Genomic DNA, 7,013 nt, shown 5'->3' with positions numbered 1-7,013 from the left:
AAAGCTCGCGAGCAGGCTCGCTCCCACAATGGTTCGGTGTACATCAGGAAGAATTGGGTTGTCTGTGAGGCCGTCTTCGCGAGCAAGCCCGCTCCCACAGTGGTTCGGTGTACATCAGGAATAAAGTAGTTGGCGACCCGACGCCTTCGCGGGCAAGCCTCACTCCTACGGGTCCGATATCCAGGCAAAAAAAAACGGCAACTGCTGGTACAGTCGCCGCGAAAAGCCGGTGTTTTCAGGCACCGGCCGTCGACCGCAACACGTCAGGAGTCAACGTGCTGCAGCCCTGCCACTATCGTCAGGCCCCCCAATGCAGCAACAGCAACACCAGAACAACCAAGAACACAGTCTCCCCCACCATCAACAAAATCGGCTTGATCCCCACCGACGCCAGCTCTTTCAGCCGGGTCTTCATCCCCAGAGCACTGATGGAAATCACCAGGCACCAACGCGACAATTCATTCACTGCACTCTGAACCGCCGGGACCACCCAACCGGTGCTGTTGATGCAGGCCAATATCAGAAAGCCCACGGCGAACCAAGGCAGCAACGGCGGCCGCTTGCCGGTCGGGTCAGCGCCCTGCATACGGGTAATCATGGCGGCGGTGACGATCACCGGCAGCAACATGGCAACACGCATCAGCTTGACCACCGTGGCCGTGTCGCCGGTCTCGGTGGACATGCTGTAACCCGCACCCACCACCTGGGCCACATCGTGAATGGTCGCGCCGAGGAACACCCCCGCCAGTTGCGGCGACAGGTGCAGCCAGTTGGCGATCATCGGGTAGACGATCATCGCCATCGTCGACAGCGCAGAGACGCCGATCACAGTAAACAACGTCGCGCGCTCTTTCTGCGGATGATTGGGCAGTGCCGCCGCCAGCGCCAGGGCCGCGGAAGCGCCGCAGATGGCCGTCGCGCCGCCGGTGAGCATGCCGAACAGGCGCTGGAAGCCCAGGGCCTTGGCCGCGATCACCGACACGCCGATGGTCACCACCACCAGAATCACCACCAGCGCAATCGGCTTCCAGCCCAGCGCCGCCATCTGTTCCAGGGTGATGCGCATGCCCAGCAACGCCACGCCAATGCGCAGCACCGTGCGCGCGGTGAATTCGACGCCGGCCTTGCACGCACCGTCATCGGCTAGAAAATTCAAGGCCATGCCCAGCAGCAAGGCAAACAGCATGACCGGCGCGCCGTAGTGCTCGGACAGAAACGAGGCGGCGGCGGCCACGATCAGGCTGACGATAAACCCCGGTGCCAGTTCGCGCGTGCGACTGTGGATACGGGTCAGGGCAATGGCGCTCATGGCGCGGACTCCTCTGAAGCGATGACGATAAACGCCTGGTCGTCGATGATCTCGACCGGGTAGTTGTTGACCTTCACCAGGTTGGAATTGAGCATGTAGCCACTGCGCAGGTCGAACCGCAGACCATGGGCGCAGCACTGGATCACCCTGCCCTCAAGGCGCCCGCCACACAGCGAGGCGCCCTGATGCGGACAGCTGTCGTCGATGACGTACAGCTCACCGTCGACGTTGAACAACGCCAGGCTCTTGTCATCGAATTCGAACAGCGCCCGGCCACCGGCCGGCGGGAATTTGCCCGCCGGTACGGGAATGCGCCGGGTCATGCTGTCTGCCGCTCGCGCTCGCCTTCCTTGAGCGCTTCGTTCATTGCCCCGAGCAACGCCTGGGCCGGTTGCGCGCCCACCACGGTCAGGCGGCAATCGAACTGAAAGCTCGGCACGCCACTGGTCCCGCCGGGGAAACCGTCGAAGGGCGTGGCATCGCCCGTCAGGCAGTCGGTCACGACCTGCGGATCGATACCGCAGGCGCGTGCGATGTCGAGCAAGGTTTCACGGTCGCCCAGGTCTTCGCCCTTCTGGAAATAGGCAGCGAAAAGACGCTCCAGCAAAACCTCACGCTGCACGCCATTGCCCTGGGTGCTGATCCGCTCCATCAACCGATGGGCATCGGCCGTGTTAGGCATCGTCGCAATGTTAGTAAGGTCGATCTTCAACCCCACCGCCGCCGCAGCCTGCTGGACCTGGGCCTGACGCATGGTCACGGCATCTGCATTGCCCAGACGCTTGCGATAGAACTCGACGAAGGGTTCGCCCTGCACCGGAATCTGCGGCAGCAACTGCACGCCATGCCACATCGTGGTGATCTGCACATCCGGGTGACGGCTGCGAAACTGCACCTGGGCATGTTCCAGTTGACGCTTGCCGATCAGGCACCAGGGACAAATGAAATCGAAAAACACATCAATACGTAAACGACGACTCACAACTTCACCTCGAGCCCGGCTTCACCAACAGGATCAGACACGCTCTGACCCTGAAGACGGGCAATATCTTTGTGGTAATGACACTTGGCGTAGAAGAACACCGCCGCGGCCGCGAGACTGACCAGCGGCACCAGCTGGAAGGCCGCGTGCAGACCGATCAGGTCGGACAACTTGCCGGTCAGGAACGGTCCGGGCGCCAGGCCCAGCATGTTGTTGGCCAGGGTCAGCGTGGCGAACGCCGTGCCGTGGACCGAGTAATGGGTCAGGTTGGCAACCATCGCACCGGCAGGCCCGGTGGTGCCGGCGGCAATCAGCATGCCCAGGCAGATCAGCAGCAGTTGCACAGGGCCCGCCGGCAAGGCGAACGCGGCCGACAACAACAGGCAGCTGCCCAGGCAATAGGCGATCGCCAGCGCCACCTTGCGCTCCGGCGAGTTGCGGCACAGACGGTCGCTGAGGATGCCGCACAGGATCATCCCCGCACCGCTGCACAGCACGATGATTGCCGCGACGCCGCCCGCCTTGTCCGTGGTCATCTCGTAATAGCGATTGAGGTAGCTGGGCATCCACACGATCACCGTACCGCCGACGAACAGTTGCAGACCGCTGCCGATATAGGTGGCAATCACCGACTTGCTCGACCACAGGGTGCGCAAAGGACGCTTGACCGCGGCAGTCGCCGAGTCCACCACGCGCTTGGGCGCGATCCTGGCTTCCTTGACGATGATCGGGTACAGCGCCGCCAGCACCAGGCCGAACAGCGACATCCCGGCAAACGACCAGCGCCAGCCCAGCTTGGCGGCAATCGCGCCGCCCAGGGCCATGCCCAGTACCGAACCGAACATGCCGCCGGCCATGAACGCACTGGCCAGGGTTGCGCGCATGTGTTTGGGGAACACCGAAATCACCACGGCGATGCCGACACTGCCGTAGGCGGCCTCGCCGACGCCGACCATGAAGCGGGCGATGAACATCTGCTGGTAGTCCTGGGCCAGGGCGCAACCCAGGGTCGCCACGCTCCAGAGCATGGCCATCAGCGCCAGGCTCTTGACCCGGCCGAAACGGTCGGCCAGCAACGACAGCGGGAACGTCAGCAGCCCGACCATCAGCGCGACGATGCCGCTGAGCAGGCCCAGCTGGCCGTCGCTCAGGGCCCATTCGCCCTTGAGCAGCGGGAACACCGCGTTCAGCACCTGACGCGACATGTAATCGGAAATCAACAGACCGAACGTCAGAGCGAAGACGATCCAGGCATACGGACGCGCAACAGCGACGGCACCGTCGTCATCGCCACCAGCGATTGGGTGAAAGGCCATTCAGCCTCCTCGAAACCTAGTTTTATTGTTGTTATCGAGCTTGTTTGGGCGATTGGGGCGAGAAGTCACGGCTTCTCGCTTCCAATCTTTCGATCAGCCGCGCTGCGGGACGCCCTTCTGCCCAGCCTTGCGGTTGGGGGCCATGCCGTTGGCCAGCAGGGTTTCCTCGATGCTGTTGTACTTCACACCGATGCGATAGATCTCGCGGGCTTCTTTGCCGGTGGCGATTTCGCGACCCAGTTCGTGGGCGATGCGCACGGTCTGCTTGATCTGGTCGACGGAGCCGAAACGGTCGCCCTTGTGATCAATGATAGTGTCCTCGTTACCCACACGCGGGTGCAGCCCCATGGCCATGGACATTGTGTTGAACGGCATGACGTTCTTGAGCAGCGATTCGCTGGTCAGGGTGCAACCGTCCGGCGCGCGGTGGATGAAGTTGAAGAAGTTGAACGGATTCGGGCCGTCGAAACCGCCGCCGATGCCGATCCAGGTCAGGTTCAGCGGGCCCATGTACACGCCACGGCGAACCAGGCGTTCGAGGGTTTCCAGCGCGTGCATGCCGGTCAACTGGAAGTGCGGCTGGATGTTGTTGTCCATCAGGCGCTTGAGGTGCTCGGCCACCCAGGCAGGTCCCGCCGGTACGGTCATTTCACTGTAGGCGGCATGGACCATCGGGTTATCCAGGGAAGTGCCCTTGAGGTACTCCGGATACAGCAACTCCATGATGTTCATCTGGGTGGTGTTGATCGCCACAGTCACCTGATCCGGTTTTGGCGTGAGCTCCGCCAGCATGTGGCGGGTATCGTCCGACAGCCACTTGGCCGCCTCGCCTTCGCTTTCCGGGGCGAAGGAGATCGAACCGCCGACCTGGATGATCATGTCCGGCACGGCTTCACGCACACCGGCGATCAGTTCGTTGAACTTGGACAGGCGCTTGGAACCCTTGCCGTCCAGTTCACGCACGTGCAGGTGCAGCACGGTGGCGCCCGCCTCGTAGCAATCGACGGCTTTCTGCACCTGCTCGTCCATGGTCAGCGGGATGTCTTCCGGGAAGTCTTGCGGCATCCACTCGGGGCCGTAGGGGGCCACGGTGATGACCACTTTTTCCATGGTTTCCGGGTGCAGGGAATCGTCGAAGAATTGCATGGTGTACTCCAGTTTTTATGATTGTCCCGTCCACCCGGGGTCGAGCCGGGCAGACGTGGTTACGAGTGCGGATGCAGAAAGGTCGGATCAGAAGGTCTTGTCACCGATGATCCCGGCGCGCTCCATCTTGCGATGACACGGCGGGTAGTCCATGACGGCGTAATGCTGGGTGCTGCGGTTGTCCCAGATGGCGATGCTGTTGGGTTTCCAGCGCCAGCGCACCTGGTACTCCGGGATATAGGCCTGGCTGATCAGGTAACGCAGCAAGTCGCTTGCGCCCGGGTTGGCGTCCTGGCCGAAACGCACCCGGTCAGGGGTGTGGTAGTTGCTGAAATGGGTGGTGAAGGCGTTGACGAACAGCACTTTTTCACCGGTTTCCGGATGCGTGCGCACCACCGGGTGCTCGGCGTCGGGGTACATCGCCTTGAGTGCCAGACGCTTCTCGATCGGCATGGCCGCGCCAAAGCTGGCTTCGATGCTGTGACGGGCGCGCAGGTCGGCGATCTTCAGCTTCACGTCTTCCGGCAGGTTCGCGTACGCCTGGACCATGTTGGTCCACATGGTGTCGCCGCCCACCGGCGGGCATTCCACGCAGCGCAGCACGCAGCCCATGGGCGGCGCCTCGCGCCAGGTGGCGTCGGTGTGCCAGGCGTTTTCGTAGCGGTCCATCGGCTGGTCGGGGTTCTTGTAGATGCGCACCAGGCCCGGGTGATCCGGATCGCTGCCGGCCACCGGATGGTCTTCCAGTTCGCCGAAGCGGCGGGCGAAGGCCACGTGGTCGGCGCGGCTGATGTCCTGATCGCGCAGGAACACCACCCGATGCTTGAGCAACTGGGCACGAATCTCGGCGAAAAGACCATCGTCGTGGACCGCGTCGGCGAGGTTCACGCCGATCAGTTCCGCGCCGATGTTGCAGGTCAATTGTTCGACTTTCATGGCAGGCAAACTCCCTTAAATGACGAAAATCGAGGAGCCGGTGGTCTTGCGCGATTCCAGGTCACGGTGGGCCTGGACGGCGTCCTGCAAGGCGTAGTGCTGGTTGATCTCGATCTTGATCCGGCCGCTGCCGACGTGATCGAACAGCTCGCCGGCCAGGGCGGCTTTTTCCGCAGGGTCGGCGATGTAGTCGGCCAGTGCCGGGCGGGTCATGTACAGCGAGCCTTTCATCGCCAGCATCACCGGGTCGAACGCCGGGATCGGGCCGGATGCGGTGCCGACGCAAACCAGCAGGCCGCGGCGCTTGAGCGAGTCCAGCGAACCCATGAAGGTGTTCTTGCCGACGCTGTCGAACACCACGTTCACGCCGACGCCGTCAGTCAGTTCGCGTACGCGCTGGGCGACGTCTTCGTGGCTGTAGTTGATGTAGTGGTCGCAACCGTGGGCCTTGGCGATTTCGCCCTTGGCATCGCTGGAAACGGTGCCGATGACGTTCAGGCCGAGCAGCTTGGCCCATTGCGAAACGATCAGGCCGACACCGCCGGCCGCGGCGTGCAGCAGGATGCTGTCGCCGGCCTTGAAGTCGTAGATGCGGCGCATCAGGTACGAGGACGTCAGGCCGCGCATGGTCATGGCCGCGGCGGTCTCGAAGCTGATGGTTTCCGGCAGCTTGATCAGCGGCGCGGCCGGGATCAGGCGCTCGGTGCTGTAGGCGCCCAGGGTGTTGAGGAAACCGGTGTAGGTGACACGGTCGCCCACTTGAACGTTGGTCACGCCCTCGCCGATGGCCTGGACCACGCCGGACGCTTCGACACCCATGCCGTTGGGCATCGGGATCGGGTAGGTACCGTTACGAAAGTAGGTGTCGGCATAGTTCAGGCCAACGGCTACGTGACGAAGACGAACCTGGCCCGGACCGGGTTCGCCGACTTCGACATCTTCATAACGAAGTACTTCGGGACCACCGGTTTCGTAAAAGCGTACGGCTTTGGCCATTTTGTTGTTTCCCCAGTCAGCATTATTGTCGGGTGCGTCGAATTGCGCTGATTGGACTGTAGGACTCCGCCCCTTGGGTCGCTTCTCATCAGACGACAATGGCTTTTCATTTCATGACAGCGGGCGTTTTCATGGGCTGGCCTCTTCGCGGGCAAGCCCGCTCCCACAAGATCCTGCACTGATCACACAACCCGCGAACGACACAAAAAACCTGTGGGAGCGTGGCTTGCCCGCGAAGGCGTCGGTTCGGCCAACATCAATGTCGAATATGCTGATTTTCATCGGCTTTCAACGCGGTTAGCGCTGCGCAAGCTTTGTGTCTACGCTT

7 protein-coding genes are annotated in these 7,013 nt (G+C 62.4%); all 7 read right to left on the bottom strand.

Annotated elements, in window-relative coordinates:
- Window positions 1–298: 298 nt before the first annotated feature.
- The 7 genes from ACW9JE_RS14700 to ACW9JE_RS14670 all read right to left on the bottom strand — a co-directional run bounded on the left by ACW9JE_RS14700 (window position 299) and on the right by ACW9JE_RS14670 (window position 6,685).
- Entirely contained in the window at window positions 299–1,309 is a 1,011-nt protein-coding gene (locus ACW9JE_RS14700; protein ID WP_224533783.1) for a YeiH family protein, read from the bottom strand.
- Complete coding sequence (locus ACW9JE_RS14695; RefSeq protein ID WP_457433142.1) at window positions 1,306–1,632, bottom strand: Rieske (2Fe-2S) protein; 327 nt, start codon at window positions 1,630–1,632, stop codon at window positions 1,306–1,308. Before ACW9JE_RS14695 ends, ACW9JE_RS14700 begins: the two co-directional genes overlap by 4 nt.
- Window positions 1,629–2,291, bottom strand: a complete 663-nt coding sequence (locus ACW9JE_RS14690) for a DsbA family oxidoreductase (protein WP_457433141.1) — start codon at window positions 2,289–2,291, stop codon at window positions 1,629–1,631. The genes ACW9JE_RS14695 and ACW9JE_RS14690 overlap by 4 nt, the downstream gene beginning before the upstream one ends.
- The gene (locus ACW9JE_RS14685; protein ID WP_457433140.1) at window positions 2,288–3,607 is read right to left on the bottom strand and encodes an MFS transporter; all 1,320 of its coding nucleotides are present in this window, start codon (window positions 3,605–3,607) and stop codon (window positions 2,288–2,290) included. The genes ACW9JE_RS14690 and ACW9JE_RS14685 overlap by 4 nt, the downstream gene beginning before the upstream one ends.
- Window positions 3,608–3,700: 93 nt before the next feature.
- On the bottom strand, window positions 3,701–4,753 hold the full coding sequence (locus tag ACW9JE_RS14680; protein ID WP_457433139.1) for a 3-keto-5-aminohexanoate cleavage protein: 1,053 nt from the start codon (window positions 4,751–4,753) through the stop codon (window positions 3,701–3,703).
- An 87-nt stretch (window positions 4,754–4,840) separates the two neighbouring features.
- On the bottom strand, window positions 4,841–5,689 hold the full coding sequence (locus tag ACW9JE_RS14675; RefSeq protein WP_457433138.1) for a TauD/TfdA dioxygenase family protein: 849 nt from the start codon (window positions 5,687–5,689) through the stop codon (window positions 4,841–4,843).
- Between the two features lie 15 nt (window positions 5,690–5,704).
- On the bottom strand, window positions 5,705–6,685 hold the full coding sequence (locus tag ACW9JE_RS14670) for a quinone oxidoreductase family protein (protein WP_175378695.1): 981 nt from the start codon (window positions 6,683–6,685) through the stop codon (window positions 5,705–5,707).
- Window positions 6,686–7,013 lie beyond the last annotated feature (328 nt).

It is taken from the genome of Pseudomonas sp. SDO55104_S430 (assembly GCF_054070595.1).
This window is presented reverse-complemented; position numbering and strand designations above follow the sequence as displayed.